This window comes from Dietzia sp. IBK-p2-16D (assembly GCF_057773085.1).
In genome coordinates, this window is record NZ_JBYMTL010000002.1 from 105,993 (window position 1) to 132,622 (window position 26,630).

Below are 26,630 nucleotides of genomic sequence, written 5' to 3' on the forward strand. Positions count from 1 at the left end.
CGTTGCCGGGGCCAGTGTGAGGATTGTGCCCGTGACGCAACCGACAGACTCGAAGGTCAGAGGCTGGGCCGCACTCGCAGTGGTCGCCTACGGCGCCGTGGTGGTGGCGCTGACCATGCTCAAGGCGTTCTTCGTGATCGGTCTGCTGTGGCGACCGGAATCCCAGCGTGGACGTTCGGTCGAATGGGTACCGTTCGCCCAGTTCCGCGACGCCCAGACGTGGTTCGGCCCGGTGTTCGACGCGCTCGGCAACCTGGGTTTCTTCGTGCCGCTCGGAGTGCTCCTGTACATCCTGCTGGAGAGCCGGGCCCGCGCGGTCCTCCTCGTCGTCGTCACCGGAGCGGCGACCAGTGCGACGGTCGAGGTCCTCCAGTACGTCCTCGCCCTGGGACACTCCGACGTCACCGACCTGCTGTTCAACATCGCCGGGGCGCTGGTCGGCGCCCTCGTCGCGCGCGCCTGCGGCCCACGTCTCCACCCACTGTGGATCGGTTTCGCGCTCACCACCGCCGCGGTGTTCGCCGTCCTGGTCGTCCTCGGTCCGCGACTGGGCGACCCCGCCGCAGTGGTGGAGCTGGGCACGGGCAGGCCACCGGCGCGGTGACCCGCGGCCGGGGTCGTCACGCGCCCAGCGCCTACGCCGTGTCCGCGCCGGGGTCGGTGCCGGCGTCAGTGTCTGCGGCCCGCCCGTACCGGCCGGCCAGCCACGCGCACACGATCAGCTGGATCTGGTGGAACAGCATCAGCGGCAGCACCATGAGGCCGATCGGCTGTCCGACGAACAGCACGGCCGCCATCGGCAGCCCCGTGGCCAGCGACTTCTTGGACCCGCAGAACTGCACGACGCGCTTGTCCCAGTCCTCGAAGCCCAGGGCGCGGGAGGCGAGTTCGGTCAGGCCCAGGACGACAGCCAACAGCACGCAGCACGCCACGATCAGCCAGGCCAGCTCGGCGGCGCCGATCGTCGACCAGATCCCGTCGGCGACCCCGTCGGAGAACGCCGCGTAGACCACCAGCACGATGACGGTCTTGTCGAACAGGGCGATGCGCTTGATCCTCCGGATGACCGGCAGGACCCAGGTCCTCGCGAGCTGGCCCACCACGAACGGCAGGAGGAGTTGCAGGGCGATCGTGCCGACCGTGTCCCACGTGATGGTCACGGACCCGTCGGTCGTCATGAGGGCGAACACCAACAGGGGAGTGACGAACACTCCCAACAGATTGGACACCGACGCCGACACCACCGCCGCGCTGACGTGCCCGCGGGCGATCGCCACGAAGGTGATGGACGACTGGACGGTGGACGGCACCAGCGTGAGGAACAGGAACCCGGCGGCCAGGGACGCGCCGAGCAGAGGCGTGAGGACCCACTGGCCGAGCAGGCCGAGCAGGGGGAACAGGACGAACGTCGAGGCGAGCACCACCGAGTGGAGCCGCCAGTGCGTGAGGCCGACCAGGAGCTCCCGGGGCTCGAGTCGGGCGCCGTAGAGGAAGAACAGCACGCCGATGCCGATCGTCGTCACCCAGTCCAGCGCATCGGCCGCGCCGCCGGTGGCCGGCAGTACCGCGGCGACGACCACCGCCGCCAGGATGGCCAGGATGAACGGCTCGATCCGGAGACGACGCAGGAGGCCCATCCGTCTATTGCACCACCCGGGTCGGGGAGGGCGCCCGATAGGCTCGGCCCCATGACGGGTAGCGGACGATGACCGGACAGGACGACCAGACCGGACAGACCGGACAGACCTCGGAGGGGTGGCGGCCCAGGGCGTTGCGGGACGGCGAGGAGCCGGACCCGCGGTTCACGCTCGCCAACGAGCGCACCTTCCTGGCCTGGATCCGCACGAGCCTCGGGTTGACGGCGGGCGCGGTGGCGATGGAGGCCTTCGCGGGAGAGGAGATCCCGGAGGTCGTCCGCACGCCGCTGGCCTGCATTTTGCTGGTGCTCGCGGCGGTACTGGCGATCGTGGCGTTCCGGCGGTGGATCCGGATCGAGGCCTCGATGCGGCACCAGCGGCCGCTGCCCATGCCGCAGGCGTCCATCCTGTTGGTGCTGGGGATCTCGATCGGTGCGGTCCTGCTCATCGTGGCGATCCTGGGCGGCACCTTCGCATGAGCACGCCCCGGCAGCGGCGGATCGGGGTGGAGCCCCGGGCGGTGCCGCCCGACGCGGGATTGGCCGCCGAGCGTACCAGTCTGTCGTGGGCCCGGACGTGGGCCGTGGTGGGAGTGAACATCATCCTCGTGGCCAAACTGGTCGCGGAGACGTCGGTGTTCTGGGCGTCGGTCTTCTCGCTGCTCACCGTGATCCCGCTGCTGGCACTGCTCCGGGTGCAGCGTCACCACGAGCGGCGGGTGGGGCGCTTCATCCGGGGGGCCGAGGTGCCGCAGACCCGGGCGTCCCACAACGTCGGTCTCGTGGTGTTGGTCATCGTGATGGCCACCTGTGGCCTCGTCGCCGTCCTCGTCAGCCTGGTGACCGGCTAGCTCTGACCCGATCGGGCGGCCCGGCCGAGCGAGGCGAGGCCCTGCTCGAACTGATCGCCCAGCACCTTGTCCATTTTGATCAGCCGACTCATGATGCGCAGGAGTGGTCCGCGCCGACCGGTCATGTGCCAGGTGACCTCGGTCGAGTCCGGACCGCGCGGGACGAGGGTGAACGTGGTGGGGTTGATGCCCTTGATGGGCTTGCTGAACCTCAGGTCGATCACGACCTGGCGCCCCGCGGAGGCGTCGACGATCTCCATCGAGCCGGCACCGGCCTTCGCGTTGCCGGACCACTCGTAGTGGGCGCCCACGCCGCGTTCGGGGCCGCTGTACCGGCGCTCCATGCCCGGGTCGACGTTCTCCCACGGCGACCAGTCTTCCCAGGCATGGAAGTCCTCGAGCTGGGCGAACACCGCCGCGGCGGGGGCGTCGAGGACGGCTGTGCGGGTGATCGAGTAGTCGGTTGCCATGACGGGCTCCTTCGCTCCGGGCGATCTCCGTCCAGTGTGCGCCCGTCCCCGGCCCCGCGCGAGTGGTCTACGGGGCCGGGAATGGAGGCGTCAGGTGTTCTTGGCCCGTCCGCTCAGTGCGTCGCGGAGGCGGTCGACCATGCCGACGCCCGGTCCGAGGGTCATGTGGAACAACTCGGAGTGCGGCGAGCCGGGGTGCGGCCGGGTGGGGGCGATCTTCTTGGCGGCCTCGACCTTGCGGCCCAGGTCGACCAGGTCCTCGGCGGAGATGTGCTCGCGCATCTTGGGGAACTGGTCCGACTCCTCGTCGTCGGCGTGGTGGTCGAGGAGTTCCTTGAAGCGCTTCACGGTGGCGATGAACTCGGCGCCCCCGGAGTCCAGTCCCTCGAGTTCCTTCATGACCTCTTCGAGTTCCTGGTGCTCTTCCTTGTCGTGCTCGACCTCGTCCTTGCCGCCCGGGACCTCGCGCTCGTAGACGGGGTAGACGAACAGTTCCTCGGCGACGGAGTGGCGCACGACCTCGGCGATGGCAGAGTCGGCCAGCGAGCGGCGCTCCTCGGCGTCGGCGGTGTTCTCGATCATCTCGAGCAGGCCGACCATCTCGCGATGGTCGGCGGTGAGGATGTCGACGACGTCCCCGGCGGTGGTGGGATCGGCCATGGTGATCTCCTTCGCGGTGTGAGACGGGTGGACCTCAGACCGTAGAGGCGGCCGTGCGCGTCGGCCACCGGAGGAGTCGATGGCCGGTTCAGCGGCTGGTGCTCTCCGTCTCGCACATGCCCTGCAGGACGCAGGTGCCGCAGCCGCCGGTCACGCCGCAGTCGGCGGCGGGGTCGCCGGGCGTGGAACCGTCGGCGGGGGAGCAGGAGGCGCCCTCACCGGTGGTGGAGTCGGTGCCGCCGCAGGTGGACGCGGCGGAGTCGGCGTCGCCCGCGGCGTGGCCGCCGCAGCCGTCGGGGCCGCAGCCGCAGCCGCCCTGATCGCCGGAGGTCGCGTCCCACCTGGCCGCCGCGCGTGCCCCGGCCAGGCCGGCGACGCTGAGCAGGACGAGGGAGGCCACGAGGGACACGACGACGACGAGGCCACCGATCCAGCCACCGATCAGTCCCAGGGCGAGGGCCCCGAGCAGCAGCACGAGACCGGCGCCGAGGAACGAGGGTGCGGCGGCGCGGTTGGCCAGCCCCCATGCCTCGGGGGAGCGGCGCGTCTCCGGGGTCCGCACGCCCAACACGCCGTTGCCGGGGAGGGTGCCGGAGAGGGCCGCCGCGCCGGTGCCCCCGACCACGAGGGCGAGCCCCACGAGGAGCACCATGACCACCACGAGCACTGCGTTCACGCCCCCGAGGGTACGCCCGCGGCGTCGGATCTCCGATTCGTCTCAGCCCCGACCGGACCCCGGACGAGGGCGAGCAACCGGGCGAGTTCGCGCTTGTCCCGGTCACTCAGACGGTCGAGGAACTCGCGGCGGACCGTGGCGACGTGGTCGGGGGCGGCCTTCTCGATCTCGGCCATGCCCTCGTCGGTGGCGGACACGAACGCGCCGCGACCGTCGTCGGGGCAGCTCGTGCGCTGCACGAGGCCCCGCTTGGCCATGCGGGTGACCTGGTGGGACAGGCGGCTGCGTTCCCACTGCAACACGTCGGCGAGCGCGGTCATCCGCAGCGGGCCGTCGGCCTCGCTGAGGTACACCAGGACCTCGAACTCGGGCTCGGTGAGGCTCGACGACGTCTTGAGGTCCCGTTGGATCTCCAGGTGGAGGCGCCCCTGGATGGCGAGATAGTCACGCCACAGCGCCTTCTCCTCGTCGTCCAACCATCGCACTTCCTGACCCAGAACCTGTTCGACCATGGGGCCCAGCGTACCCGGTTAGTTGACACAACACATAGGAAACCGATAGATATATGTGTCACATCATCTACTGAAGGAGTCGCATGACCGTCACCACCGACACCGCCACCGCCACCGGGACCACGGCCACCGGGACCGCCGCCACGCGGCCGGCCACCGCCGGTACCGCCACCGCCGGGACCCAACTGCTGCCCGTCCCGGCCGTCGTGCGCGACATCGGCCTGCTCGTCGCCCGTGTCCTGCTGGGCGCCGTGCTGATCGTCCACGGCGGGCAGAAGCTCTTCGTCAACGGCGTGGACGGCACCGGCGCCTTCTTCGAGTCGGTCGGCGTCCCCGCCGCCCAGGCCGCGGCCGGGTTCGCCGGTGCCGTGGAACTCGTCGGCGGTATCCTGCTCGTCCTGGGTCTGCTCACCCAGGCGGTGGCCGTCCTCGTCGTCGTCGTCATGGCCGGTGCCTACGCCTACGTCCACAAGGCCGCCGGCATCTACGCCGCCGACGGTGGCTGGGAGCTCGTCGCCGTGATCGGCCTGGCCGTCGCCGTGTTCGGTCTGGTCGGCACCGGGCGCTACAGCCTCGACGCCCTCATCGCCGGGCGTCGCGCGGCCAAGGCCTGACCGACGGGTCGGTGCCCACACGCTGACGCGGCCCGGCCCGCGCCAGGGTTTAGGCTGGAGACCGCCTGCGTGTGGGCACCGGCGATACCAGGGAGAGCAGACAACCGTGAGCAGCAGCGACCAGACCGCCACCGGCGTGCAGTCCGAGACCGGACCGCAGTCCGACACCGGACCGGCCCACCGCTACGGAGCCGCCCTGGCCGGGCGGATCGAGTCGCGCTGGCAGACCGAATGGGCCGAACGCGGCACGTTCGAGGCCCCCAACCCCGTCGGCCCCCTCGCCGCCCCCGACGGCGCCGCCCCGCCCGAGGACAAGCTCTTCGTCCAGGACATGTTCCCGTACCCCTCGGGCGCCGGCCTGCACGTCGGCCACCCGCTCGGCTACATCGCCACCGACGTCTTCGCCCGCTACCACCGCATGCAGGGCACCAACGTCCTGCACACCCTGGGCTACGACGCGTTCGGCCTGCCCGCCGAGCAGTACGCCGTCCAGACCGGCCAACACCCGCGCGTGACCACCGAGGCCAACATCGCCAACATGGAGCGCCAGCTCGGCCGCCTCGGCCTGGGCCACGACCGCCGCCGCGTGTTCGCCACCACCGACACCGACTTCTACCGCTGGACCCAGTGGATCTTCCTGCAGATCCACGGCTCCTGGTACGACCCCGAGGCCCCCGCCCGGGCGATCGACGGCGGCGAGCACCCCACCCGCACCGGCCGCGCCCGGCCCATCGCCGAGCTGGTCGAGCAGTTCGTCTCCGGAGCCCGCCCCCTGCCGGGCGAGCACGCCGGACGGGACTGGGCCGAGCTCTCGAACGCCGAGCAGGAGAAGGTCCTCGACGCCCACCGCCTGGTGTACCTGTCCGACTCCACGGTCAACTGGTGCCCCGGGCTGGGCACCGTGCTGGCCAATGAGGAGGTCACCGCCGAGGGCCGCTCCGAGCGCGGCAACTTCCCCGTCTTCCGCAAGAACCTGAGCCAGTGGATGATGCGGATCACCGCCTACGCCGACCGGCTGGTCGACGACCTCGACCGCCTCGACTGGACCGACAAGGTCAAGTCCATGCAGCGCAACTGGATCGGCCGCTCGCAGGGCGCCCGCGTGCGCTTCGCCGTGGCCGACCAGTCCATCGAGGTGTTCACCACCCGCCCCGACACGCTCTTCGGCGCCACCTACATGGTCCTGTCGCCCGAGCACCCGCTGGTCGACGAGCTGGCCGGGCCGTTCTGGCCGGAGACCGGCGCGGCCGACGCACCCGGGGCATGCGCCGATGGCGGGCTCGACGAGCGCTGGACCGGCGGCCACTCCTCGCCCGCCGAGGCCGTGCTGGAGTACCGCCGCCGCGCGGCACAGAAGTCCGACCTGGAGCGCCAGGAGAACAAGGAGAAGACCGGCGTCTTCCTCGGCGCCCACGCGATCAACCCGGTCAACGGGGAGCAGATCCCCGTGTTCGTGGCCGACTACGTGCTCATGGGCTACGGCACCGGCGCGATCATGGCCGTGCCCGCCCACGACTCCCGCGACCACGAGTTCGCGACCGCCTTCGGGCTGCCCATCACCCAGGTCGTGGCGCCGGCGGACGGCTCGCGGATCGACGTGCAGGCCGAGGCCTTCACGGGCGACGGCGTCGCCGTGAACTCCACCAACTCCGGCGGACTCGCGCTGGACGGACTCGCCGTGGACGAGGCCAAGGCCGCCACCATCGACTGGCTCGAGGGTCAGGGCACCGGCGAGGGCACCATCCAGTACAAGCTGCGCGACTGGCTGTTCGCCCGCCAGCGCTACTGGGGCGAGCCGTTCCCGGTGGTCTACGACGCCGACGGTGTGCCCCACGCCCTGCCCGACGAGATGCTGCCCGTCGAGCTGCCCGAGGTCGAGGACTACAAGCCCGTCTCGTTCGACCCCGACGACGCGGACTCCGTGCCCTCCCCGCCGCTGGCCAAGGCCACCGAGTGGATGACCGTCGAACTCGACCTCGGGGACGGCCTGCAGACCTACACCCGCGACGCCAACGTCATGCCCAACTGGGCCGGCTCGAGCTGGTACCAGCTGCGCTACATCGACCCCACCAACTCCGAGCAGCTGTGCGCCCTGGAGAACGAGCGCTACTGGACCGGCCCCCGGCCCGAGGTCCACGGCGCGGACGACCCGGGCGGCGTCGACCTCTATGTGGGCGGCGTCGAGCACGCCGTGCTGCACCTGCTCTACTCCCGCTTCTGGCACAAGGTGCTGTTCGACCTGGGCCACGTCACCAGCGAGGAGCCCTACCGCCGCCTGTACAACCAGGGCTACATCCAGGCCTTCGCCTACACCGACGCCCGCGGTGTGTACGTGCCGGCGGCCGAGGTGACCGAGCGCGACGGGAAGTTCTACTGGACCGACCCCGCGGCCGGGGACGGTGGCGCCGAGGTCGAGGTCAGCCAGGAGTACGGGAAGATGGGCAAGTCGCTCAAGAACTCCGTCTCCCCGGACGAGATCTGCGACTCCTACGGCGCCGACACCCTGCGCGTGTACGAGATGTCCATGGGCCCGCTCGACACCTCCCGGCCCTGGGCCACCAAGGACGTCGTGGGCGCCCACCGGTTCCTGCAGCGGCTGTGGCGCGTGGTGATCGACGAGACCACCGGCGAGGTCCGCGTGACCGACGCCGAGCCGACCGTCGACGTGCTCAAGGCACTGCACAAGGCGATCGCCGGGGTCCGCGACGACTTCGCCGGCCTGCGCGACAACACCGCGATCGCCAAGCTCATCGAGTACGTCAACACCCTGACCAAGGCCTATCCGACCGAGGGGCCGGGCGCACCGCGCTCGGTCGTGGAGCCGCTGGTGCTCATGGTGGCGCCCGTCGCCCCTCACCTCGCCGAGGAACTGTGGTCGCGGCTCGGGCACAGCGGGTCGCTGGCCCACGGGCCGTTCCCCGAGCACGACGAGTCGTACCTGGTCGAGGACTCCGTCGAGTACCCGGTGCAGATCAAGGGCAAGGTGCGTTCGCGCATCACCGTCCCGGCCGACGCCTCGCCGGCGGACGTGGAGGCGGCGGCGCTGGCCGACGCGAAGGTCCGGGAGAACCTCGGGGGCGCGGCGCCCAGGAAGGTCATCGTGGTGCCGGGCAAGATGGTCAACATCGTCCCCTGAGTCCCGCCCCGGCCCGGCCCGGCCCGGCCCCGAATCCGCTATCCGGATTCCGGATCCGCTACTCCCGTGCGGGTAGCCGATCCGGAATCCGGATAGCGGATTTCGTGCGTGTGACGTCTCCGTACAGGCGGCCGCATTCAGCCGGCCGGCATCAGCTGCTCTGGACGAACACCGCCGAGGACGAGATCAGCAGATAGGCCGTGGTGACCATCCACATCGCGTAGCTGGCGAACAGCCACGGGCGCCAGCGGATGTGCTGCTGCCAGCGACGGTACGTCGTCACGCCCGCCATCACGGACAGGCCGATCGACAGCAGCAGCGGCAGGATGACCACCTCGACGCGGTCGGAGGTCAGGCACAGGGCGCCCCGGTCGGCGCACTGCTCGTCGATGCCGCCCCGGATCAACACGATCGCCGCCGCCAGGGCCACGATCGCGACTATCGACAGCAGCACGTACCGGAAGGCCTGGCCGGCCTGCCGTTCGTTCCGCTCGAGGCGTTCGAGCGGGTCGTCGAAGTCCCCGTGGGCGCCGTGGTCCCCGCGGTCGCTGTTGTCTCCGTGGTCGCCGGACGTCATTCCTACCCCCCGCCGAACCCGTTGTGACCGCCCGCCGCGGCCACCTCGTCCACCGTCTCGATCCCCAACTGCTCGTCCGTCACCGGCGGGAAGAGCGGACCCCCGCCGAAGGCACCCCGGTGCGACAGTGGCACCTCGCCGTCGTCGTTCCTTATCCCCTTCTCGCGCCCGTACTCGGCCGTGATGACGGTCGAGCCGCTCATCCGCGACAGCTCGGGGTCCTCGGCGAGGGCGGCGATGACCCGTCCGACGAAGCTGGGGTCCTCGGCGCGGTCCAGCGGGAAGCCGTTGAAGTCGTCCATCCCCAGCGATAGCAGCAGCTCGGTGCGGATGAGGCCCAGCCACAGCGAGAGGGTGGAGACCCCGGTGCCGGCGAGCTCGTGAGCCATGTCGGAGGCCATCTTGTCGAGGGCCGTCTTGCTCATCCCGTAGAGCACGGTGTGGAACGGCGCGCGCGAACCGAACGACGAGATGTTCACCATCAGACCGGAGCCCTGCGGCACCATCACCTTGGCCGCCTCGCAGCTGGCGACGTAGTGCGCCCGTAGCCCGACGCCCATGAGGGCGTCCCAGTCGCCGGCGGGCCGCTCCCAGAACCTGCCGTTGAACCCCATGAAGCCCTTGGGGTTGGTCCACACGTTGTTGACCAGCAGGTCCAGGCGACCGGTCTCGTCTGCGATCCGGGCGACGACGGCGAGGACTTCCTCGTCCCGGGAGTGGTCGCATTCGAGCGGACGGATCTCGCCCGGGGCGCCGGAGGCCGCATCGACCGTGCCCTGCAGCCGCTCGGCGGACCGTCCGGTGACGTAGACGACCCACCCCGCGTCGGCGAGCGCGGTGGCCACCCCGCGTCCGACACCGCGGCTGCCACCGGTCACCAGGGCGACGCGGGCGCTCACGAGTCGGCTCCGGCAGTGGCGGCGCCGGGGACGCTGTGGACCTCGGGGTACGTCACGGTCGCGTCGTCGAGGGTGCGGGTGACCGACCAGCCCGGGGTGAAGAGGCACTCGGACATCACCCAGCGGCCGTCCTCGACCCCGTCGCCCTCCACTACATACACGTCCGAGTACTCGCCGGTGGAGATCGTCTCGGTGCCCTTCTCGCGGTCCACCTGGCGGAACTGCAGGGTCCAGGTGCCGGTGGCGCGCTGCGGCGGGCTGCTCGGCCCGCCCCCCTGCACGCTGATCGACGGCATGAAGCCGTGGTGCATGTCGAGGATCCGCGGGCCGCCGTCGGAGGCGGTCGCCAGCGCGATCTGGCGGAAGATCCCGACCATCGTGTCCGGGTCGGTCCGCCCGAGGGGTCCGAAGTCCAGCACCCCGCCGGAGGCCACGAAGCAGGACCGGAAGCCCTCGGGGTCCTTGGCGTCGCACGCCCGCCAATACCGGTACTTGACCTGTTCGATCGCCTCGCGGGCGCGGACTTCCTCCTCGTACTGCATAAGGCCACGTTAGCGTAGGGGGCATGAGCCGAACACTGGTCGAACTATCCGACCGCTGGGACCTGCAGGACCTCATGACCACGTACGCGACCTGCATCGATTCGCGGGACTTCGACGGGCTGGACACGGTGTTCACCCCGGACGCCCGGGTGAGCTACGCCGCGTCCGGCGGCCCGGATGACGACTACCCGGCGGTGCGCGCGTGGTTGGCCGAGATGTTGCCGATCTTCGCCGCCACGCAGCACCTCATGGGCAACCTCGAGGTCCGTCTCGACGGCGACTCGGCCACCGGGCGCTGCATGTGCTTCAACCCGATGGCGCTGAGGCCGGTGGAGGAGAAGGACCAGCAGGTGTTCTTCTACGGGCTCTGGTACGTGCTCGAGTTCGTCCGTACGGATGCCGGCTGGCGGATCGCCCGCCTGAGCCAACAGCAGGCGTTCCACCACAACCTGCCCTGAGCGTCGCGGCCCGCCCCGGGCGTCAGACGGCCCCGCAGGAGCTCGGCGCAGGCCGGTCGAGGACTCGGTCCAGGAGGTAGCGGGCGTTGGTGGCCCGCTCGGACAGCATCGGGATGGCGTGGTCGACCACCAGGCCCGGCGCGATCGACGGCACCTCGGCCGTCCGCAGTTCGACGGTGGAACCGCGCTCGCACCAGTTGCGGACGAGGTCGACGGCCGTGTGGTGCGGGACGACGTCGTCGTTCCGCCCGATCATGACCAGCGCCGGCACCGCCGGCGCGACCCTGCCCAGGTTGTAGCCCTCGAGTACCCGGACGATCTCCGGCTCGGACCGGGCGGCGTCGCCGAGCGACCGGCCGTCCACGGTGAACTCGCCTGTGCGCTTGAGGCCGTAGGCGAACGCGGTCTCGGCGACGCACTGTCCGGCGGTCACCTCGAGCATGCGCTGCCCCTCGGCGTTGAGGTGACGGTCGAACGCCGGACGCAGCTCGGGGTGGACCTGCAGGATGCCGTTGATCGCGTACCCGACCGCGCCGGTGAGCAGTCCGCCGTCCACGCGTTCGAGCGTGCCGAGCATGTCGGAGGGTGGCGCCCCGGCCGCGATGCCGACCAGGTTCACGTCGGGTGCGTAGTCCGGCTGCATCTCGCCGGCCGCGGCGGCCGCGCCACCGCCCTGCGAGTAACCGCTGACCACGGTCTTCGAGTCGGGCGCAAGGTCCGTGCCGGGCAGCCGCACCGCCGCGCGGGCGGCGTCGAGGGCCGACCGGCCCTGGGAGTCGCGGTTGACGTACGGGTGGTGGCCGGGCGTGCCGAGCCCCTCGTAGTCGGTGACGACGACGGCGAAGCCCTCCATCACCATCGTGAGCGCGTCCATGACCGCGTATCCGGCGGCCATCGAGGGGGGCGCGGTCCGGATCCCCAGGCCCACCTCCATGGAGCGCGACGGCGCACACTGGTCGCCCTGCCCCTGCGTGCCGGGCGTGACCACCGCGAGCGGGCGGGGCCCGGGCCCTGTCCAGGGCGCCTTGGGCTGCAGGAACGTGCCGGTGACGGCGATCGGTCCGCCCGCGGCGCCGGTCGAGCGGTACATGATCCGCTGGGCGTCGGCGGGCAGCGCCCCACCGTTCATCAGGTCGGGCAGGCTCGGCGTGATGGTCATTGGCTCGGTGCGGATGACCGTGCCCGGGTCGGCGGGGAGCTCAGCCGGCGGAGTGTAGAACGCGGCGCGGTCCGGCGCGGTGGACGACCCCTGGGCGGCGGCCTCGGGCGCGCCGACAGGGGCCAGGGCGGGGGCCAGCGCGACCGCGACGCCCAGCGCGAGCGCTGCGGCGACGGTGGACAGTCCGGATGTTGTGCGCCGGCTGGACGGAGTGCTCACGAGTGCTCCCGGGGTCGAGGCTGCGCGGAGGTCGGCACCGCGCGAACTGGACAGAACCCTAACGCGTGTCGAGCCGTGGGTGTGGCGCACCTCACGCCCCCCGGCGGCCCTCCGCCTCCTTTCTGATCACCGTGAACTTCACGGTGGCCGGTGTCCGACCCCGCTGTTACGGTGAGTGCGTGCCCAAAGACGTGCTGATGTGCTGGCGATGCGGACCGACGTGGTCCCGCATCGCCCACGCCGTCGTGGCGTAGTACTGACGATGCGAGGGCCCGCCGGGATCGGTCGGGCCGACTTCGCCATGCGAGACGGTCTCCGACGGAACCCGGGTCAACGCTTCAGAACCCACGGCCCGGAACAGGACCGGGCCGGCCGACTTCAGGAGAGTCCCCAGGTGACCGCAAGTCCCCACACCACCTTCCACGCGCTCGAGGACACCGATGTCCTCGTCAGTGCACGGTCGCTGGACGAGTACACCGACATGTTCGGCTTGGACGAGGCCGACCTGAAGGGGCGCATCGTCGACTGCCCCGGTGGCGCGGCGAGCGCGGTGGCCGAGATCTGTGCGGCCGGTGGCGACGCCGTCGCGGTGGACCCGCAGTACGCGCTCGGCGCGGACGACCTTCGCGGCCGGATCCTCGCGGACGTCGAGCGGTCCCTGGCGCAGAAGCACGCGCGGGAGATCGATTACGACTGGGACGTCCGCGGCGGGGTCGTGGGCCACGAGGTCATCCGCCGCACGGCCGCCGACCGGATGCTGGGCCACCTGGCCGCGGCCCCCGAGCGGTACGTGGCCGGGGCGTTGCCCTCGCTGCCTCTCGCCGACGACTCGGCGGACCTGGTCCTGTGCTCGCATCTGCTGTTCACCTACGCGGACCGCATGGACCTGGCCGACCATGTCGACGCGATCGTGGAGATGGCCCGCGTGGCGCCGGAGGTGCGGATCTACCCCCTGGTCGACCACGCGGGGAATCCGCTGCCGGAGCTGGTGCGCAGCGTCATCGCCAGGCTCAAGAAGGAACGCCTGATCAGCCGGATCGAACCGGTGATCAGGCCGTTCCAGTTGGCAGCCACCACGCGGTTGGTCGTCGAGCGCAACGGCCGCCAGCGCCCCTAGGGTTCATGGCTTGCCGGCGGGTTTCACGGCTGGTCGGCGGGCGCCAACCGGAGGATCTCCTGCCCGGTGAACGGTGAGACCCCGGCGGTGGCGACGAGTGGCTGTGGTCCGCCCACCTCGAGGGTCAGGCCGGGTTGGAAGATCGTCCCGGTGGCCAGCGAGTAGGCCACGAGGTTGCACATCTCGGCGTAGACGGCCGCGGGCGGGGCGTCCACGTCGAGCCGCTCGAGGTCCATCCGGCCGAATCGGCCCATCCCGCTCGTGTAGACGCACGAGGTGGTCTCGGTCTGCATCCCGGCCCGCACCCCGACGAGGGCCGGGGCCGGCAGCGGATTGCCCGTCACGAGGTCGCGGTACGGGCCGGCCGGCAGGGTCGCCGCGGCGCCGCCCACGCTCACGGCCACCGCGCCGGGTAGCGCGGTCAGGGCTGCCGTGACGTTCGCGACCGCCAGTTCGCAACGGAGCGTGTCGAGCCGGGGGTCCAGGTACTCGGGTTCGCCCGGCTCGCCGTCGTCGCCGATCGGTCCCCACCGGAACCCCGCCACCACGACCTGGGACCGGTGCGACTCCACCACGGACTCGCCGCCGTTCCACGCGGCCAGGTCGCGGGTGTACTGGACAGCCTCCGGCACGGGGGCGTCGACCGAGGACACGATGACCGTCGCGTCCTCGATGTAGACGGCGGTGGCGGGGTCGTCGTCGCTGCCCCGCTCGACCTCGTACGATCCCTCGAAGATCTCGGTGAGGAGTTCACCGACCTCGTCGTGGCCGGGGGCGGGCCGGTCGACCAGGACGATCGCCACCGGGGTCTGCTTCCACGACAGGTCCTCGCCGGTCTGCGGGTCGACGGCGGGCTGGTCGGGCTGCGGCGTGTCGGTCATGCTCCGAGGCTAACGCCTGATCGCGCCGGGACCGCCGGGACCGCCGGGACCGCCGCGACCGGCCACCGCGCCGGCACCGCCGCCGGGTCAGTTGAGCAGGAAGTCGATCACCAGGCGCTCGAACTTGTCCTTCTGTTCGATCATCGCCCAGTGGCCACAGCGGGAGAAGGCGTGCAGCTCGGCGCGCGGGAGCTGGCGGAACGCGAAGTGGGCCTGCTCGTAGGGGAGCATGCGGTCGTCCCGGCCCCAGATGAGCATGGTCTCCTGCCGGATCCGGGAGGCGCGGGCGTACAACGGCGTGTAGGCGTTCTCGGGCTTGAGGATCGAGCCGAACACCGAGTACATGCGCTCGACGGCGCCCGGCGCGGTGGCGGCCTCGGTGCGCGCGCGGATGAGCTCGTCGTCCACGACCTTCTTGTTGCCGACCATCGTGTCGACCCACGCCGCCATGTTCTTGTCGGTCGGCTCGGCGAGGAACTCGAACAGTCGGCGCGATCCCTCGCTCGGCTCGGGCGTGAACAAGGGGGCGGCCAGGCCGCCGGGGCCCATGAGCGCCATCTTGCGGACGCGGTGCGGGTAGGCGAGGGCGGTCTCGCAGGCGACGTTGCCGCCCATGGAGTTGCCGATGATGTCGACCTTCTCGATGCCCTTGGCCTCGCAGAACGCGTCGATCGCCTCGGCGGCGATGAGCGGGTAGGCCTTCTCCCACTCCAGGTCGGAGCTCTTCCCGAAGCCCGGCATGTCCAGCAGGATGGTGTGGAATCGCTCGGCGAAGACCGGGAAGTTGCCGGCGAAGTTGGACCACGCGGTCACGCCGGGGCCGGATCCGTGCAGGAAGAGGACGGGGACCGCGCTCTCGGGTTCGGCGACGCTCTGCTCACCCGCTTCGTGGTAGTGCAGCTCGAAGCGGCCGGCGGTGATGGTCTTGCTGGTGGACTCGAAGTCGAGGGCGCTCATGACGCCCACGGTACTAGAACACGTTCTAGGAATCTCGCCGTCGTCCGAAATTAAGTCAGCCGCGCGGGGAGTCCCTGGACCATCCCCGCGCGGCGATGACGGAACTCTAACCCGAACCGGCACTTGGTGACAAGTCGGTAACAATTATGACGGTCGTCACATTAGCCCGACCTTTTCCGATGCGCCTGGCCAGCAGTTATGAAACGCCGCATATGGACGATCGGTGAAAACGGGGGTAGATCGGCGGTGCAGGCCACCCCGGCGCCGGGCCCGGCGGGGTCGACCCGATACATGGACGAACCCGCCCCGCCCGTTCCCGCGGTCACCTCATGACCCGGTCGAGGAACGCGGTGGCGTCGGGGGTGGCGGTGTACACGGTCCCGCTGTGATCCCGGTCCGGGTACACGCGCAGCTCGAGCGGCTGCCGGTTGAGCGTCATCTCCGCCGCGAGGGAGAGAGCCGAGGGTGCGGGCACGTCGAGGTCGAGCAGGCCCTGGCCGAGGAACACCGGACGGTCGTAGCCCGCAGCCGGCGTGCCCATGTAGCGCCGGAGGTGGCCGAAGACGTCGGGGACCTCCTGCAGGGGCCGGGCCAGCGCCTGCGAGACCTGGAAATCGCCCACCTTCTCGCGCATCGCCGAGTAGCACAGCGTCTCGGCGGCGTCGACCATCTCACGCCCCTGCGGCGTGAGGAACCCGTTGACGTCGAGTTCCGGGTGCTGGTCGCGGAATCCGGCGAGGATGTACATCGCGTACAGGTTGAGCCCGGTCGGGAGGTTCACCGGCGGGAATCCGGGCCCGCCCCATTGGAACAGGTGCTCGATGTTCGCCGGGGCCCCGGTCGCCACGACGCCGCGATAGTCGAGGCCTGCGGGCGCGCCGAGTTCGGTGGCGCGGGTCGCGGTGACGAGCGCCGCCCCGGCGCCCTGCGACTGCCCGACGAGTCCCCACCGGGCGGAGAGCGGCAGTCCGTCCGCGCGGGCGGCGGTGATGGAGTCGACGATCCCACGTGCGGCCGCCTGCCCGTTGAGGTAGCTGAGCAGCCCGGGGGTGCCGAGGCCCACGTAATCGGCGGCCACCACGGCGTACCCACGGTCCAGCCAGTGGCCGAGGTACTCGGCGTCGCGCTCCGAGCGCGGCTGGGTCGAGGGAGCGCAGTCGTCGCCGAGCCCGGTGGTGCCGTGTGCCCACGCCACGACGGGCCAACCGCCGGGGGGCGGCGTCCCGTGCGGGAGGAACACGGCGGACGTGGCGATCGCCTCGCGGCCGTGCTGGTCGATCGTCCCGTAAGCCTGCCGCACCGCCCGGCCGGCCTGAGGGAGGGAGAGGGCGGGGTCGAGCGGGACCGTCGCCGCGGGCGCGCCGGGGACGGGGATCGGAGCGGTCCACTGGCGGGTCTCGAGCCCGGACCAATTGGGCGCGGGGTTGGGGGACGGTGCCGGGGCGGCACCGGCGGTGGGGGCCGCGAGAGAGGCGACGACGACGAGGGCCGCAGTCGCCGCGGAGAGCATCCACGGGGAGCGCCGGGGTGTGGTGGAGTTCATATCTGGAGGGTAGTCCGCTACCGGGGACGCTCCGGTGAGGTTCGCGGTGGCGGCCATCCCCGGGGCCCGGCGGCTCGACGTACGCTGCGCTCGTGACCCGGAGAACCATCGACATTCCCGACCTCACCGGCCAGACGTGGCTCGTCACCGGCGCGACCAGCGGGGTCGGGCTGGAGACGGTCCGGGCCGCATCCGCGTCGGGAGCGCGGGTGATCCTCGCTGTTCGCGACACCGCCCGAGGGCGGGAGGTCGCGTCGCAGTTGCCCGGTGAGTCCCGGGTGGTGGAGGTCGACCTGGGTTCGTTGGCGAGCGTGCGGCGGGCGGCCGGTGAGCTGACCGGCTCCGGTGGGGGCGATGCCGGACGTGGGGTCGGTGGCGGGATCGGTGGCGGGGCCGAGCAGATCGACGTGCTGGTCAACAACGCCGGTGCCATCACCCCGCGCCGGCGCGAGACCGCCGAGGGGTTCGAGATGCTCCTCGGCGTGAATGTGCTGGGCCCGTTCCTGCTGACGAACCTCCTGCTGCCGCTGGTGCGGCGGCGGGTGGTGATCGTCGCCTCCAACGCCCACAAGAGCGGCACTCTGCACTTCGAGGACCCGCATTTCCGCCGACGCCGGTGGACGCCCGCCGCGGCCTACGCCCAGTCGAAGCTCGGCGACATGCTGTGGGGCCTCGCGCTGGATCAGCGGCTCCGCGACGGGCGCGCCGAGGCGGCGGCGGTCGGGGTCGACGTGCAGCTCACCTACCCCGGCTGGGCGGCGACGGGGATCTCCAACGCCACCGGCAACGTGGCGCTCGATCGGGTCGTCACCGGCGTCTGTTCGCTGTTCGCGCAGCCCGCCGCGCAGGCCGCGCTGACGACGTTGTTCGCCGCGACCCGCCCGCTGCCACCGTGCGGTTACACCGGGCCGGACGCGCTGCGCCACCTCCGGGGCCTTCCGACGCTCATCGGTCGCAGCGCCGAGGCGTCGGACCCGGCGATCGCGGAGCGGTTCTGGGAACTCGCGGAGGCGGCGACGGCCGGGGTCTGATCCCGCGTTCCCGGCGGTGGCCGCTTGGTCAACGGCGGACCCGGTAGCGCAGGTGGAGGACGCGGCGTCCCCGGATCACCACGTCCGGGTCCTCCAGCAGGTGCCGGGCGTCGACCGGCCCGAAGTAGCGCTTCCCGGATCCCAGCACGACGGGCACGACGTCCATGCGTACCTCGTCGACCAGCCCCGCGGCGAGGACCTGGCCACCGACGTCGCCCGCCGCGACCTCGACCACCCGGTCACCGGCGAGCTGCCGGGCCGTGGCCACCGCGTGGTCGACGTCGGTGACGAAGTGGAACGGCGCTTCGGGGTTCCAGCCCTCGGGCGGGGGTCGGTGGCTCACGACGACGACGTGGTCGATCCCGCTCGGCGGGCGCCCGTCCCAACCGTCCGTCAGGTCGAAGACGTGGCGGCCGACGATCGTCACCCCGATCTGATCCCAGTACGGCCGGATGTAGTCGTACGACGTCTGCGTCACCGCCACGACGCCACTGTCGTCCAATGGCACGTCGCCACCCGTCAACCAGTCGAACAGCGGTCCGGGTTGGTCGTCGGCGTCGGCTATGAAGCCGTCCACGGACACCGAGCCGTACATCACCACGGTGCCCACGGGTCTGTCCTGTCGGTCTCGGAACCCGCACCGTTGCCGAACCGGGGTGTGGGGTCGATGCTGGTCGGGGGCGTCAGACCCGGTGAGGTGTCGTGATCGTCAGAGGTGGTGGTCATGTCTGATCAGGGCCCTTCCTGGTGTAGACCGCCGCGATGGTGCCCGTGCTCGTGGCGGCGACGCTCGTCAAGCGGAGCGCCCGCGGGGCCGACAGGCCGCCGAACAGGTGTTTACCGGTGCCCAGGAGGAGGGGGTGGATGAAGAGGCGGAGTTCGTCGACGAGGTCGGCCGTCAGGAGCTGGCGGACCACGTCGCCGCTTCCGAGGATCACGACGTCCCCCTCGCCCTCGGCGGTGAGCTGACCGACCGCCGAGGTCAGGTCCCCTTTCAGCGGCACCGCCCCCTGCCAGTCCAGTGACGGCTGACCTCGTGTGGCGACATGCTTGGGTGAGGAGTTCAGGCTGGCCGCCATGGGGTTCTCGTCCGGCTGGGACGGCCAGAAGGCGGCCATCTTGTCGTAGGTCCGGCGACCGAACAGGTACGCCGAGGTTCTGCTCAGTCCGCCAGGGTCCAGGACCTCGTGCATGGCCTCGGCATAGGGGAGGCCCCAGCCCCCGTGCTCGAAGCCGCCGTCGCGGTCCTCGTCGGGGGAACCGAGGCCCTGCATCACGCCGTCGAGGGTCAGGAACTCGACGGCCACCAGATTTCTCATGGGTTCACCTCACATTCGGACCCCGCCGGACGGGGGGTCCGATTCCGTGCGCGGGCGGTCCATCGGTGACGGGTGCAACGGGCGCGGCGACCGGGAGAACGTCGCGACGTCGGGAAACAGGTGGTGAGGACGGTGGTATCGCGTCTGAAACGCTACGCCGACCCATCAGCGTGGGCAAGAGATCTGCCGTGCGGGAACCGAGCCGTCCGATACGTGAGTGCAACCAAAGGGTTGCACTACGTCGGGGATCGTGCCAACGTGGAGTCACAGGTGCACCCCGCGACGCAGCATCCACCGAGCGGAACGCACCGCGAGGGAGGGAAGTCCGATGAACGAGGACCGAGCAGCCGGAACCGGACCCGACACGACCACCGACGACGTGCCGGACGAGATCGTCCGCACCATCCACATCGATGCCGGGGCGCAGACCGTGTGGGGCATCGTGTCGGAACCGGGATGGTTCATCAACAACGGTGAGTGGGCCGAGCACGTGATCACCACCGAGGGCGATGTCTCCCACGTGGTGGACCCGGTGCACGGCGAGTTCAGCATCCGCACCGTGGAGTTGGACCCGCCCCGCCGCGCGGTGTTCCGCTGGTTGGGCGGGCAGATCGGAGACGTCGACGAGTTCCCGTCCAACACGATCGAGTTCACCGTCGAACCCCGGGGCGACGGCGTCGTGCTCACGGTGCGCGAGACCGGATTTGCCGGTCTGAGTCGTGACGCGGTGGTGCGGCGGCAGCGATTCGAGGAGAACTCCGCCGGGTGGGAGGCCGAACTCGACATCGCCCGGCGCCGTGCGGAGGATCGCCCGTGAACGGCGCGACCGCGACCGACGGCCCGTCCGGGCTGCTCGACGCCCGGGCCGACGGGGTCTTCACCGCTCTCGCCGACCGGACCCGCCGCCGCATCCTCGTCCGACTGGCCGATCAGCCGGACGATGCCGGAGCGGTGGCCGCCGACCTGGGGATCAGCAGGCAGGCGGTCGCCAAACACCTCCGGATGCTGGTGGACTCGGGGCTCGTCACCGCACGCCCGCAGCAGCGACGGCAGGTCCACGCGGTCCGGCCCGATCGGATCCGCGAGATCTCCGATCTGCTCGGCGCGGTGTCCCGGGGATGGGACCGCAGGCTCGCCCTGATCAAGGACAGCGCCGAGAGCGCCGAGAGCGCCGAGAGCGCGGGAAGCGCCCGGCGCGTGGAGTGACGGACGGTCACGTGAGGTGGTCGAACTCGCCGTCGACCCAGGCGGCGTAGCGCTCCGCCGAGCGCTGGACGGCACCGCGGGCGTCCTGTGGTACGCAGCCCCCGAAGTTGCTGTAGATGCGGTCGAAGTCGTAGCGCGAGACGTGCTCGGCGATCCGGCGGACGACGGCCCCGGACAGCGGCATCCAGTTGGGGAACGAGCGCATGAACGTCACCCACCCCGGATCCGCGACCGAACCGATCGTGTCACCGGTGAACAGCACGCCGCGGCCGTCGGCGGCGGTCCAGTGCACCACCACACTGCCCGGGAAATGCCCGCCGGGCTGGGACGCCCGCACGCCCGGCACGATCTCGATCTCACCGCCGTCGGCCGGCTCGGCGGCGTGGCCCCCGCCCCACACGACCGTGTTGCGTGGCCGCAGCCCCAGCCACTGCTCGTCCGGGGCCGAGACGTAGACCGGGCAGTCGTCGAACGCCGCCGACCACAGTGACTGCACCCCGTACATGTGCGGATGTGAGGCGATGATCGCGGCGAGGCCACCCCATCCGCGCACCGCGGCGACCGCCTCCTCGCTGATGACATTGGGCACCTCGACCAGCACGTTGCCGTGTGCGGTGCGGATGAGCGCCGGCTTCTGACCGATGCCGGGGCTGTTCTTCTGGACGAGTGAGATGACGTCGGTCTCGCGCTCGGTGAACTCGATCGATGCGCCCCCGGCCCGCGACTGCTCGGGGTTCGTCCACCGCTGTCCTCCGGAGGGCACGTACTGGCGCTCGTCCGCGCAGATCGGGCACACCTCCGGCAGCGGCCGCGCGCGCTCGACGCCGCAGGTCGCGCACTGGGTCACCGAACCCGCGAGCGCCCCGTGACCGGGGCTCACGGCATGTCCCCCTCGATGTCGACCGAGTGCCAGTCGGCACCCACCTGCAGCTCGAGTGACCCGTCGACGGGAATCTTCTCGGACTGGCTGGAGACGGCGGACTCGAGTGCCTCCTGGGCGTTGTCGAAGTCGCCGAGATCGATCGTCTGGTCAGGGGTGCGGAGGCGGTAGTGCGGCATGCCCCGATTGTCCCCGCCGCGCGCGACCGACGCATCCGTCGCGGCCCCCGACCCACCCGCCCCGGCGTAGTGGGCGGCGCAGGCGCGCGGTGTTCGCTGCCCGGCGGGTCTTCCCTGGTGGCCGCCCGCGGCGCACACTGGGTGGAGGCCACCGCGTCATCGAGAGGGCACATCATGTCGTCGTCGTCATCCTCCCCGTCCCACGACCGACCCACCGCCGTGCCGGACGACCCGCCGCCCGGGTACCCCGACCTCGGGCCGGAACCGGTGGGGCAGATGCGGTTGCTGCGCGTACCGGCCGTGCCGACCGCCGTCGTCCGCGCGACCGGCGTGCCCATGTCCACGATCGCCGGATACTTCGACGCGGCGTTCGGCAAGGCCTTCCCGGCCTTGTTCGCGGCCGGCGTGGCCCCGGCCGGGCCGGCGTTCGCGGTGTACACCCGCACCACCGAGGAGCCGGAGTTCACCGCCGACATCGAGATCGGGTTCCCCCTCGCCCGACCGCTGGCCGAGCTCCACGACGGTGACCCGGCGGAGGTCGACGGGATGCGGGTCGTCGCCTCCGAGCTCCCCGCCGGCGACGTGGCTGTCGTCAGCCACCTCGGCTCCTACGACGGGCTCGGGCAGGCGTGGGGCGAGTTCATGGCGTCGATCGGTGCGATGGGCCGAGCGCCCGGGACCCCGTTCTGGGAGAGCTACGTGACCGAGCCGAGCCCGGACATGGACCCCGCCACCCTGCGGACGGACCTGTTCTGCCCGGCGCGCACCCCGGACGACGCGGCCTGACCCGGGCGCCCGCCGCCCTCCGCCCTTCGCCCGCCCCTCATCGAGAAGAGCGTTTCGCACACCCCCTTCTCGGCCGATGCGTGCCGAACAGCCTTTTCGACAAGCCGGACGGGCCGGGCGGGGGCAGCGGCGAGCGCCGCGCGCCTACATGTCCTCCAGCGATCGGCCGGTCGTCTCCGGGATGAACCTGGCCACGAACAACAGCGACAACAGCGCGGAGACCGCGTAGAAGCCGTAGGTGAACGTCAGACTGAACTCGGCCATCGGCGGGAACGCGGTCGAGACCACGAAGTTCGCCAGCCACTGGGCGGCCGCGGCCAGGCCCAGCGCCGCGGAGCGGATGCGGTTGTTGAACATCTCGCCGAGCAGCACCCACACCGCCGGGCCCCAGGACATGCCGAAGAACACGACGAACCCGTTGGCCGCGATGAGCGCGATCAGCCCCTGGGTGTCGGCGAGCTGGGGGGCGAGTTCGCCGTCCGGGCCCGGCCCCATGGTGGCGGTACTGAACATCAGGGACATCACGGCCAGGGAGATCGTCATGCCGACGGAGCCGGTGATGAGCAGCTTGCGGCGCCCGATCCGGTCGATCAGTGCGATCGCCACTATCGTCACCGCGATGTTCGTGACGGAGGTGATGACCGTCTGGGTGAGGGCGTCGGACTCGGTGAAGCCGACCGACTGCCACAGCGAGGTGGAGTAGTAGAAGATCACGTTGATGCCCACGGCCTGTTGGAAGACCGACAGGACGATCCCGATCCACACGATGGGAAGCAGGTTGACCCCGCCCGGCTTCACGAGGTCGCGCCACGTGCGCTTGCGGTCGTCGCGGACCGTCTCGCGGATCTCCTTGATCCGGTTGTCGATGCCGCCCTCCTGGATGGAGCGGAGGACCTCGCGGGCCCGGTCGACCATCCCCTTGCCGACCAGGTAGCGGGGCGATTCGGGAATGGTCAGCGCCAGCACCCCGTACGTCACGGCGGGGATCACCTCCGCCCAGAACATCCACCGCCACGCCTCGGCGCCGAACCACAGTTCCTCGATCGCGCCGCCCGCGACCCCCGCCAGCCAGGCGTCGGAGAGCAGCGCGACGAAGATGCCGGAGACGATCGCGAGCTGCTGCAGCGATCCCAGCCGACCGCGGATGGCCGGCGGGGCGACCTCTGCGATGTAGGCCGGCGCGATGACCGACGCCGCGCCCACGCCGAGACCGCCCACGAGCCGCCAGGCGATGAGATCCCAGGGCCCGACCGCGAGCCCGGACCCGAGCGCGCTGGCCGTGAACAGCACCGAGGCGAGGATCATCACGCGCGTGCGGCCCCACCGGTCCGCCAGGCGTCCGGCGAGGTAGGCGCCGGCGATGCAGCCGAGCAGGGCCGAGGAGACGGCGAACCCGGTCAGACCGGCGTTCATCTCGAACGTCTCCTGCACGGCGTCGACCGCCCCGTTGATCACCGCGGTGTCGAACCCGAACAGGAAACCGCCCAACGCGGCGACCAGGGAGATGATCACCACCCGGCCGGTGTGGAACGACTCCTCCTCGGCAGGCGTGGGTGAGGTCTGTTGCGTGGACATGGCGTACCCCTGATTCCGGGCCGGTCGCACCTGCTCCAGGTGGTGTCAGGAGCGTAGGCACGTGACGAGAGTGGCGCAAGTCACAACTCGCACGACTGTTCCGCCCGGTCCGCCCCCGCGGAACGAGAACACGTTCTAGGCTCGGGGTCACCTCGTCGTCGTCACCGAAAGGGCCACCGCCTTGAGCGCCTCACCCGAACAGATCCGTTCCACCGCAGACTCCTACATCGCGGCGCTGACCGCCGGCGACCTCGAGGCCGTCATGGACCTCTACGCGGAGGGTGCCACCGTCGAGGACCCGGTCGGCAACGGGACCGTCCACGAGGGCAAGGCGGCGATCCGCGAGTTCTACGCCAGCGTCGTGGCGATGAAGATCGAGGGCGAGGTGCTCGAGGCGCGCGTGTGCGGAGACGACCTGCTGTTCAACTTCGAGATCACCACCCACTTCGACGCCGACTCCAAGGCCACCATCAACGTGTGGGACCTCATGACGCACGACGAGCAGGGCAAGATCGCCTCGATGCGCGCCTACTGGACCCCGGAGAACATGAGCTGACCTCGCGCCCTGAACTCCGCCCCGGTCGGCCGGGGCGCGCGCACTACGCGCCGCCCTGGCTCCCGGCCCCCTGGGGCACGTTCTCCGACGGCTGGACGACCACCAGTCCCTGACCGCCGAACGCCAGCTGGAACGTCTCCCCGCTGCCGCCGCGGATCAGGGACTTCAGACCGCCCGTGTCGACCCGGACGTCCATCGTCACCCCGGCGGTCCACAGGACCACGGCCTGGGGGTCGGCGAACGTCGGCGCCGAGGACACGTCGAGGGCGACCGGCTGGCCCTTGGTCGTCACCGCGACGAACCCGGTCCCGCGAAGGGAGACGTTGAACAGGCCACCGGTCATGACGGCCCCCTTGGCGGCGATGCGGTGGATGTCCCACGCGATCCCCTCGGAGAACGCCAGCACGCTCGCCCCGTTGACCGAGATCATGTCGTCCTCGAGGTGGAGCACCTGGACCTCGGAGGCCTGATCGGCCAGGAAGAGCTCGCCCCGGCCGGTACACCGCATGAGGGGCACGCCCTCACCGGTCGCCGCCGCCTTGAACATCTTGCCGATCCCGCCGCTGCCGACGTTCTCGAAGCCGACCTGCCCCTGGTAGGCGACCATCGACCCCGTCCGCGCGAGGATCGGCTGCTCGGCGAGGGTCACCTTGAGCATCTTGGAGTTCTGGAGCGCGAACCGGCGATTCGTCTCCGTCTCGCGCGCGGTCTGGAAGAGGTCGCCGTGGATCATGGCGCACACGGTACGCCCGCTCCACTAGCCTTGAGGCCATGATCACCGCAATCGTCTTCGTCCACGCCGAGACGGCGCGGATCCCCGAGGTCGCCTCCGCGATCGCCGACATCGACGGGGTCTCCGAGGTGTACTCGGTCACCGGCACCATCGACCTCATCGTGCTGGTGCGTGCCCGGCGGAACGAGGAGATCGCCGACATCGTCTCCGATCGCCTGAACAAGGTCCCCGGGGTGCTGGACACCGAGACCCACATCGCGTTCCGCACGCAGTCCAAGCACGACCTCGAGGCGGCGTTCTCGATCGGCTACGAGGACTGAATCGGCCAACGAGGACTGACCCGGCTACGGGGCGGGAGTCAGGTCGGCTGGCCGGTCATCTGCTGTATCCGGGCCAGTCGGCGCGCGCGGCGTCGGGCGCGCTGCAGGTCCGTGAGCAGCTCCCGGCCGGTCCACCTCCGGCGATCCGCGCCGGCGGCCTCGGCCTCGTGCACCAGCTCGACGATCCGCGCGCAGGCCGGCGCCTCCATCCCGAGCTGACCGGCCATCTTGACGACCTTGCCCTGGAGGTACTCGATCTCGGTGGGCCGGCCGCGTACGAGGTCGTCCGTCATGGAGGAGGTGCCGTCCGCGTCGACCCGCACCGCGGCCCGGGCGAGTCGGCGGAACAGCGGGTTGGGCAGCCGCATCACCACCGGGAGGGCGCCGGCGGGGACGGCCAGCGGCACCCGCGGCACCACCCCGGCCGCCGTGAACACCCGGTTGGCCTCGGCCTGGCACAGGGCGACGCTGCGCCGCAGGTCCCGGTCGAGCAGCTCGGCCCGCAGCGGGAGTCCGGACAGCGCCTGGACCGCGTTGTTGAGGTTGATGAGGACCTTGCCGTGGAGGACGGCCTGGATGTCGTCGGTGGGCCGCACGGGTAGCTCGGCCGCCGTCATGGTGCGGATCAGCGGGACGGCCCGGGGGTGATCGGCGAGCCGGATCACCCCGGTGGAGGTGCGCCGGTAGGTGGCGGGGCCGGTGCGCGCCAGGTTGAAGGGCACGACGCCGGGGATCACCGTGGTCGAGTCGAGCAGTTCACGGATGAGGTCCGCCGAGTGGAGGCCGTTCTGTAGGCCCACGACCAGTGTGTCCGGTCTGAGGAAGGGGGCGAACTCCGCGGTGGCGGCGGCGGTCTGCCCGGCCTTGGTGCACACCAGGACCACGTCCGAGCGGCGGACGCTCTCGGGCGTGGTGGCCAGGGTGAGGGCCTCGGCGGGGACGTGGAGCCGGTCGTCCTCGCCGGCGCCGGACTCGACGGTCAGGCCCACCGCGCGGATCGGGTCGAGGACGTGGGGACGCCCGACCAGGGTCACGTCGGCATGGCGGGCGAGCCGGCCGCCCACATAGCAGCCGACCACGCCCGCGCCGATCACGGTGACCCGCAGTGGGGTGTCCGGGCTGGTCATGGTGGAGCAGA

At 71.1% G+C, this 26,630-nt stretch carries 33 protein-coding genes; 13 read left to right on the top strand and 20 right to left on the bottom strand.

Annotation, left to right across the window (positions count from 1 at the left end):
* The first annotated feature begins 31 nt into the window (after positions 1-31).
* The gene (locus tag AC3DE3_RS04825) at positions 32-604 is read left to right on the top strand and encodes a VanZ family protein (RefSeq protein WP_488369170.1); all 573 of its coding nucleotides are present in this window, start codon (positions 32-34) and stop codon (positions 602-604) included.
* Positions 605-635: 31 nt separating this feature from the next.
* Here AC3DE3_RS04825 and AC3DE3_RS04830 read toward each other — a convergent pair whose 3' ends face one another.
* Positions 636-1,637, bottom strand: coding sequence for a bile acid:sodium symporter family protein (locus AC3DE3_RS04830; RefSeq protein WP_488369171.1), 1,002 nt, complete (start codon positions 1,635-1,637; stop codon positions 636-638).
* Between the two features lie 68 nt (positions 1,638-1,705).
* On the opposite strand from AC3DE3_RS04830, the gene AC3DE3_RS04835 reads away from it, so the two are divergent.
* Both AC3DE3_RS04835 and AC3DE3_RS04840 read left to right on the top strand, forming a co-directional pair.
* On the top strand, positions 1,706-2,116 hold the full coding sequence (locus tag AC3DE3_RS04835; protein ID WP_260486115.1) for a YidH family protein: 411 nt from the start codon (positions 1,706-1,708) through the stop codon (positions 2,114-2,116).
* Positions 2,113-2,487, top strand: coding sequence for a YidH family protein (locus AC3DE3_RS04840; protein WP_260486114.1), 375 nt, complete (start codon positions 2,113-2,115; stop codon positions 2,485-2,487). Before AC3DE3_RS04835 ends, AC3DE3_RS04840 begins: the two co-directional genes overlap by 4 nt.
* On the opposite strand, the gene AC3DE3_RS04845 is transcribed toward AC3DE3_RS04840, so the two are convergent.
* The 4 genes from AC3DE3_RS04845 to AC3DE3_RS04860 all read right to left on the bottom strand — a co-directional run bounded on the left by AC3DE3_RS04845 (position 2,484) and on the right by AC3DE3_RS04860 (position 4,805).
* Positions 2,484-2,957: an SRPBCC family protein gene (locus tag AC3DE3_RS04845; protein ID WP_260486113.1), complete on the bottom strand. Its 474-nt coding sequence runs from the start codon at positions 2,955-2,957 to the stop codon at positions 2,484-2,486. The two genes, AC3DE3_RS04840 and AC3DE3_RS04845, sit on opposite strands and share 4 nt — an antisense overlap.
* A gap of 90 nt (positions 2,958-3,047) precedes the next feature.
* Entirely contained in the window at positions 3,048-3,617 is a 570-nt protein-coding gene (locus AC3DE3_RS04850; protein ID WP_260486112.1) for a hemerythrin domain-containing protein, read from the bottom strand.
* Between the two features lie 88 nt (positions 3,618-3,705).
* Positions 3,706-4,293, bottom strand: coding sequence for an SdpI family protein (locus AC3DE3_RS04855; RefSeq protein WP_260486111.1), 588 nt, complete (start codon positions 4,291-4,293; stop codon positions 3,706-3,708).
* Entirely contained in the window at positions 4,290-4,805 is a 516-nt protein-coding gene (locus tag AC3DE3_RS04860) for a MarR family winged helix-turn-helix transcriptional regulator (RefSeq protein ID WP_260486110.1), read from the bottom strand. The genes AC3DE3_RS04855 and AC3DE3_RS04860 overlap by 4 nt, the downstream gene beginning before the upstream one ends.
* An 83-nt stretch (positions 4,806-4,888) precedes the next feature.
* Here AC3DE3_RS04860 and AC3DE3_RS04865 point away from each other — a divergent pair, with 83 nt between their 5' ends.
* Both AC3DE3_RS04865 and AC3DE3_RS04870 read left to right on the top strand, forming a co-directional pair.
* Positions 4,889-5,419 (top strand): DoxX family protein, encoded by a 531-nt coding sequence (locus AC3DE3_RS04865; protein ID WP_260486109.1) that lies wholly within the window; start codon positions 4,889-4,891, stop codon positions 5,417-5,419.
* Positions 5,420-5,525: 106 nt separating this feature from the next.
* A complete protein-coding gene (locus AC3DE3_RS04870; protein WP_488369172.1) occupies positions 5,526-8,555 on the top strand; it encodes a leucine--tRNA ligase in 3,030 nt (1,009 codons plus the stop codon).
* 151 nt (positions 8,556-8,706) lie between these two features.
* On the opposite strand, the gene AC3DE3_RS04875 is transcribed toward AC3DE3_RS04870, so the two are convergent.
* From AC3DE3_RS04875 to AC3DE3_RS04885, 3 genes are read right to left on the bottom strand one after another with little or no spacing between them, the layout of a single operon-like run.
* Positions 8,707-9,132: a hypothetical protein gene (locus tag AC3DE3_RS04875; protein ID WP_488369173.1), complete on the bottom strand. Its 426-nt coding sequence runs from the start codon at positions 9,130-9,132 to the stop codon at positions 8,707-8,709.
* Between the two features lie 2 nt (positions 9,133-9,134).
* A complete protein-coding gene (locus AC3DE3_RS04880) occupies positions 9,135-10,031 on the bottom strand; it encodes an SDR family NAD(P)-dependent oxidoreductase (RefSeq protein ID WP_488369174.1) in 897 nt (298 codons plus the stop codon).
* Positions 10,028-10,573 (bottom strand): nuclear transport factor 2 family protein, encoded by a 546-nt coding sequence (locus tag AC3DE3_RS04885; protein WP_488369175.1) that lies wholly within the window; start codon positions 10,571-10,573, stop codon positions 10,028-10,030. Before AC3DE3_RS04885 ends, AC3DE3_RS04880 begins: the two co-directional genes overlap by 4 nt.
* A gap of 23 nt (positions 10,574-10,596) precedes the next feature.
* Here AC3DE3_RS04885 and AC3DE3_RS04890 point away from each other — a divergent pair, with 23 nt between their 5' ends.
* Positions 10,597-11,031, top strand: a complete 435-nt coding sequence (locus AC3DE3_RS04890; RefSeq protein WP_260486104.1) for a nuclear transport factor 2 family protein — start codon at positions 10,597-10,599, stop codon at positions 11,029-11,031.
* A gap of 22 nt (positions 11,032-11,053) precedes the next feature.
* Here AC3DE3_RS04890 and AC3DE3_RS04895 read toward each other — a convergent pair whose 3' ends face one another.
* A complete protein-coding gene (locus tag AC3DE3_RS04895; protein ID WP_488369176.1) occupies positions 11,054-12,409 on the bottom strand; it encodes a lipase family protein in 1,356 nt (451 codons plus the stop codon).
* A gap of 394 nt (positions 12,410-12,803) precedes the next feature.
* On the opposite strand from AC3DE3_RS04895, the gene AC3DE3_RS04900 reads away from it, so the two are divergent.
* Complete coding sequence (locus tag AC3DE3_RS04900) at positions 12,804-13,526, top strand: methyltransferase domain-containing protein (protein WP_488369177.1); 723 nt, start codon at positions 12,804-12,806, stop codon at positions 13,524-13,526.
* A 23-nt stretch (positions 13,527-13,549) separates the two neighbouring features.
* On the opposite strand, the gene AC3DE3_RS04905 is transcribed toward AC3DE3_RS04900, so the two are convergent.
* From AC3DE3_RS04905 to AC3DE3_RS04915, 3 genes are all read right to left on the bottom strand, one after another.
* On the bottom strand, positions 13,550-14,407 hold the full coding sequence (locus tag AC3DE3_RS04905) for a hypothetical protein (RefSeq protein ID WP_488369178.1): 858 nt from the start codon (positions 14,405-14,407) through the stop codon (positions 13,550-13,552).
* 87 nt (positions 14,408-14,494) lie between these two features.
* Entirely contained in the window at positions 14,495-15,364 is an 870-nt protein-coding gene (locus tag AC3DE3_RS04910; RefSeq protein WP_488369179.1) for an alpha/beta fold hydrolase, read from the bottom strand.
* 322 nt (positions 15,365-15,686) lie between these two features.
* Positions 15,687-16,907 carry a lipase family protein gene (locus AC3DE3_RS04915; RefSeq protein ID WP_488369180.1) on the bottom strand — a complete coding sequence of 407 codons (1,221 nt, stop codon included), beginning with the start codon at positions 16,905-16,907 and terminating at the stop codon, positions 15,687-15,689.
* Positions 16,908-16,999: 92 nt separating this feature from the next.
* Here AC3DE3_RS04915 and AC3DE3_RS04920 point away from each other — a divergent pair, with 92 nt between their 5' ends.
* Positions 17,000-17,938 (top strand): SDR family NAD(P)-dependent oxidoreductase, encoded by a 939-nt coding sequence (locus tag AC3DE3_RS04920; protein ID WP_488369181.1) that lies wholly within the window; start codon positions 17,000-17,002, stop codon positions 17,936-17,938.
* A gap of 28 nt (positions 17,939-17,966) precedes the next feature.
* On the opposite strand, the gene AC3DE3_RS04925 is transcribed toward AC3DE3_RS04920, so the two are convergent.
* Genes AC3DE3_RS04925 through AC3DE3_RS04935 form a run of 3 tightly spaced genes read right to left on the bottom strand, consistent with a single transcriptional unit; the run spans position 17,967 to position 19,257 of the window.
* Entirely contained in the window at positions 17,967-18,548 is a 582-nt protein-coding gene (locus tag AC3DE3_RS04925; RefSeq protein ID WP_488369182.1) for a dihydrofolate reductase family protein, read from the bottom strand.
* Positions 18,533-18,664 (bottom strand): hypothetical protein, encoded by a 132-nt coding sequence (locus AC3DE3_RS04930; RefSeq protein WP_488369183.1) that lies wholly within the window; start codon positions 18,662-18,664, stop codon positions 18,533-18,535. The genes AC3DE3_RS04925 and AC3DE3_RS04930 overlap by 16 nt, the downstream gene beginning before the upstream one ends.
* On the bottom strand, positions 18,661-19,257 hold the full coding sequence (locus AC3DE3_RS04935) for a dihydrofolate reductase family protein (protein WP_488369184.1): 597 nt from the start codon (positions 19,255-19,257) through the stop codon (positions 18,661-18,663). Before AC3DE3_RS04935 ends, AC3DE3_RS04930 begins: the two co-directional genes overlap by 4 nt.
* Before the next feature lie 328 nt (positions 19,258-19,585).
* Here AC3DE3_RS04935 and AC3DE3_RS04940 point away from each other — a divergent pair, with 328 nt between their 5' ends.
* Together AC3DE3_RS04940 and AC3DE3_RS04945 are read left to right on the top strand one after the other, a co-directional pair.
* Positions 19,586-20,074 (top strand): SRPBCC family protein, encoded by a 489-nt coding sequence (locus tag AC3DE3_RS04940; RefSeq protein ID WP_488369185.1) that lies wholly within the window; start codon positions 19,586-19,588, stop codon positions 20,072-20,074.
* Positions 20,071-20,463 (top strand): ArsR/SmtB family transcription factor, encoded by a 393-nt coding sequence (locus AC3DE3_RS04945; protein ID WP_488369186.1) that lies wholly within the window; start codon positions 20,071-20,073, stop codon positions 20,461-20,463. Before AC3DE3_RS04940 ends, AC3DE3_RS04945 begins: the two co-directional genes overlap by 4 nt.
* 7 nt (positions 20,464-20,470) lie before the next feature.
* Here the strand turns inward: AC3DE3_RS04945 and AC3DE3_RS04950 are convergent, their stop codons facing one another.
* Complete coding sequence (locus tag AC3DE3_RS04950; RefSeq protein ID WP_488369187.1) at positions 20,471-21,343, bottom strand: MBL fold metallo-hydrolase; 873 nt, start codon at positions 21,341-21,343, stop codon at positions 20,471-20,473.
* The gene (locus AC3DE3_RS04955) at positions 21,340-21,522 is read right to left on the bottom strand and encodes a hypothetical protein (protein WP_260486091.1); all 183 of its coding nucleotides are present in this window, start codon (positions 21,520-21,522) and stop codon (positions 21,340-21,342) included. The genes AC3DE3_RS04950 and AC3DE3_RS04955 overlap by 4 nt, the downstream gene beginning before the upstream one ends.
* Positions 21,523-21,696: 174 nt before the next feature.
* On the opposite strand from AC3DE3_RS04955, the gene AC3DE3_RS04960 reads away from it, so the two are divergent.
* Entirely contained in the window at positions 21,697-22,308 is a 612-nt protein-coding gene (locus AC3DE3_RS04960; RefSeq protein ID WP_488369188.1) for a GyrI-like domain-containing protein, read from the top strand.
* Positions 22,309-22,452: 144 nt separating this feature from the next.
* On the opposite strand, the gene AC3DE3_RS04965 is transcribed toward AC3DE3_RS04960, so the two are convergent.
* The gene (locus AC3DE3_RS04965) at positions 22,453-23,883 is read right to left on the bottom strand and encodes a sugar porter family MFS transporter (protein WP_488369189.1); all 1,431 of its coding nucleotides are present in this window, start codon (positions 23,881-23,883) and stop codon (positions 22,453-22,455) included.
* A 181-nt stretch (positions 23,884-24,064) separates the two neighbouring features.
* On the opposite strand from AC3DE3_RS04965, the gene AC3DE3_RS04970 reads away from it, so the two are divergent.
* Positions 24,065-24,439 carry an SgcJ/EcaC family oxidoreductase gene (locus AC3DE3_RS04970; RefSeq protein WP_488369190.1) on the top strand — a complete coding sequence of 125 codons (375 nt, stop codon included), beginning with the start codon at positions 24,065-24,067 and terminating at the stop codon, positions 24,437-24,439.
* Between the two features lie 43 nt (positions 24,440-24,482).
* Here AC3DE3_RS04970 and AC3DE3_RS04975 read toward each other — a convergent pair whose 3' ends face one another.
* On the bottom strand, positions 24,483-25,172 hold the full coding sequence (locus tag AC3DE3_RS04975) for an AIM24 family protein (RefSeq protein WP_488369191.1): 690 nt from the start codon (positions 25,170-25,172) through the stop codon (positions 24,483-24,485).
* A 38-nt stretch (positions 25,173-25,210) separates the two neighbouring features.
* Here AC3DE3_RS04975 and AC3DE3_RS04980 point away from each other — a divergent pair, with 38 nt between their 5' ends.
* Entirely contained in the window at positions 25,211-25,492 is a 282-nt protein-coding gene (locus tag AC3DE3_RS04980) for an Lrp/AsnC family transcriptional regulator (RefSeq protein WP_260486086.1), read from the top strand.
* A gap of 38 nt (positions 25,493-25,530) precedes the next feature.
* On the opposite strand, the gene AC3DE3_RS04985 is transcribed toward AC3DE3_RS04980, so the two are convergent.
* Complete coding sequence (locus AC3DE3_RS04985; RefSeq protein ID WP_488369192.1) at positions 25,531-26,619, bottom strand: 2-dehydropantoate 2-reductase; 1,089 nt, start codon at positions 26,617-26,619, stop codon at positions 25,531-25,533.
* Positions 26,620-26,630 lie beyond the last annotated feature (11 nt).